Origin of the sequence: Stenotrophomonas sp. 2YAF22 (genome assembly GCF_052114665.1) — a bacterium.
In the GTDB taxonomy this organism is placed as follows: Bacteria; Pseudomonadota; Gammaproteobacteria; order Xanthomonadales; family Xanthomonadaceae; genus Stenotrophomonas; species Stenotrophomonas indicatrix.
In genome coordinates this window covers 1-2,417 of record NZ_JBFRFE010000643.1, presented here as the reverse complement: position 1 = coordinate 2,417, position 2,417 = coordinate 1, and the positions used below count along the sequence as shown (strand labels likewise).

4 protein-coding genes are annotated in these 2,417 nt (G+C 66.6%); 2 read left to right on the top strand and 2 right to left on the bottom strand.

Going from position 1 to position 2,417, the window contains the following annotated elements:
* Nucleotides 1–334, bottom strand: a 334-nt coding sequence (locus AB4Y84_RS19385; protein WP_442250697.1) for a flavin reductase, incomplete at its 3' end; no start/stop codon positions are given.
* A gap of 105 nt (nt 335–439) precedes the next feature.
* Here AB4Y84_RS19385 and AB4Y84_RS19380 point away from each other — a divergent pair.
* Complete coding sequence (locus AB4Y84_RS19380) at nt 440–1,144, top strand: ArsR/SmtB family transcription factor (protein ID WP_223494740.1); 705 nt, start codon at nt 440–442, stop codon at nt 1,142–1,144.
* A 133-nt stretch (nt 1,145–1,277) separates the two neighbouring features.
* Complete coding sequence (locus AB4Y84_RS19375) at nt 1,278–1,547, top strand: hypothetical protein (RefSeq protein WP_089240177.1); 270 nt, start codon at nt 1,278–1,280, stop codon at nt 1,545–1,547.
* Nucleotides 1,548–1,560: 13 nt separating this feature from the next.
* Here AB4Y84_RS19375 and AB4Y84_RS19370 read toward each other — a convergent pair.
* Nucleotides 1,561–2,417: alpha/beta hydrolase (locus AB4Y84_RS19370; RefSeq protein ID WP_442250696.1), on the bottom strand; the 857-nt coding region annotated here is incomplete at its 5' end.

Below are 2,417 nucleotides of genomic sequence, written 5' to 3'. Positions count from 1 at the left end.
GTGCGAACTTGTCAGGCACATGCACGTACCCCATGGCGCGCTTCGACTCCGGCACGGGGGTACGAGCGGTGGCGCGGGCGATGGCTTCAACCTGCGCCGCCTGCGTGGCATCTGCGAAGTTCAGTACGCATTCGCCGCGTGTCAGAAGGTTGCTGCAGCCTTGGCCCTGTTCGCCGATGCCGAGCACCACGCGGTCGCCCAGCGCCCAGAATGATGAAAGCGGACTGATGTTCGCACTGCCGTCTTCATTCAACGTAGTCATCAGCACTACCGGTGTTCCCGGGTAGAGCACCGAGGGGGTGATGCAGCGGCGTTGGAAGTCTTCCGGTGGCATGCCTGAGCTCGTGGGGTGCGGGCGATGACTGTGCCCTGTGCAGGGGCGCGCATGCTTCGATCCGGGTCGAACGATGCGCGGAAAGCGGCATGCCACAATGCGGCCATGGTCCAGACGTCCCGCTCCTTCATCCATGTCGGCACGCTGGTCGGTGACCACGCACGCGCGGCCATGCTGTTGACGTTGATGGATGGACGGGCGCACACGGCGTCCGAGCTGGCCGGCGTGGCTGGCATCTCGCCGCAGACCGCAAGCAGTCATCTGCGGCGGTTGCTCGACGGCGGCATCCTGGCCGTGGCGGTGCAGGGACGCCACCGCTATCACCGGCTCGCCTCGACCGAGGTCGCCGACATGCTGGAAGGCATTCTGCGTTTCAGCGATCAACGGCCACCGCTCTCTCCACGAACCGTACAGGTCGATGCCGGCTTCCGTCGGGCGCGCACCTGCTACCGGCACCTGGCGGGTGAATGCGCTGTCGCCATCTGTGACCACCTGCTGAGTACCGGAGCGATTACCGCGGCGGCAGACCACTGGCAGATGACGGCTCATGGCGCCGCCATCCTGCGCGCGGTGGGTCAGCCGCTGGAAGCGTTGATCGCGCGATCGCCACAGGTGACGCCCGCGCGATACTGCCGCGGCTGCCTGGACTGTACCGAGCGGCGCCCGCACATGGCCGGCATGGTCGGCGAAGCACTTCTGGAGAGTTTCCTGCAGAACCACTGGCTGCGTCGCCTTGAGGGGCGGCGCGACCTGCAGGTGACACCCGACGGGCAGAAGGCATTCCGCAGGCTGTTCGACGTACATGCCTGAGGCCCGCCCAGCGCCGCTGACAGTCTCAGTCGGCCACGACATTGCGACGGGGTATGGTCGAGTTCTGGTCTTCGGGAGCAGCAATGGCAGGCAAGGACATGAGGGGCCGCACGCACGATGCGGCTGGCCGGCAATGAGCAGATCCACCGCAGATGTGCGCTGGCTTACATTCCGGCTGAAGAACGGGCAGTCCATCGGCCCCGATCAACTGAAGGACGGCTGGGTCCTCGCCTCGGAGAGCCGTCATTGTGACGTGCGCCGCGAGCGCATCGAGGGCGCAGGCGTGGTCTATGCGCTGTATGGCCCGCCGGATCTTCCGTCTCCGCGCCGCGCCGAACTGCGCATGCGCGACTTCCTCATGCGCTCCGGGTACACCTTCACCATGGGTACGCTCGGCCACTGATGCGGTCGGCTGCTCAGAAGGGAGCCGCTGCTGCCTTCAACGCCTCGACCACCTGTGAATCCGCAAAGCCGCAGTGGCCTTCGCCCACCGCAGGCAGTACGCGCGGCAATGGCGTGGCCCCAGCGTGCTCGGCCAGTTGCGGATACACCGCCTGCATGCGCGGCACGATGCTCGGGTCGTTGTTGTTGAACTGGATCACCAGCGGTCGCTTGAGCGCGCCGGTCAACGCCAGCTTTTCGCGCACGTATCGCTGTGCCGGCGCAGCAGGTGCCAGCCGCTGCACGCCCGCGTTGAACGCCTTGTCGTCACCGAATCCGCGGTAGACGGTCGTAACGTTGCCGACCGGCATGCCGCCGGCGCGCGTGGCCAGTTCGTGCAGGATCATCGCGTGCAGGCTGATCGTGCCCGGCAATGYCTCCACGCTTACCTGCAGTCGTGCAGCCAGTTGCGCAGCCACGGCCGGCCGGGTCTGAAGCGCGGCGGCGATGCCTTGATAGAGCTCCATCTGCGGCAGTGCCGCAGCTTCCGCCGATGCCAGGCCCTGCCGGGGCAGTCCCTTGGCTTCGGGGAAGAAATAGTCGAACGCCACCAGGGTGGTCAGCAGGTCATTGGCCAGTTGTTCGCCAGGCAGGTTGGCCCCGCACAGCGACACGCCACCGGCGTAGTGCTGTGGCAGGCGTTCGAGGGTGGCGATGGCCACCGCACCGCCCATCGAAAAGCCGAGAATCCAGGTGCGACGCACGTCCTTCAGTTCGGACAGGGCGTGCGCGCGCAGGCGTTCCATGTCCACGATCGCATCTGCCACCGCCCAGCCCTGGCTGGCATAGGCGCTCTGCGCCACGGCATAGCCTGCTGCAAGCAGGCTGGCGG

What these genes read in the sequence shown, in the direction of transcription:
- AB4Y84_RS19380 (WP_223494740.1), top strand. Translation starts at nt 440, where the DNA reads ATGGTCCAGACGTCCCGCTCCTTCATCCATGTCGGCACGCTGGTCGGT.
- AB4Y84_RS19375 (WP_089240177.1), top strand. Translation starts at nt 1,278, where the DNA reads ATGAGCAGATCCACCGCAGATGTGCGCTGGCTTACATTCCGGCTGAAG.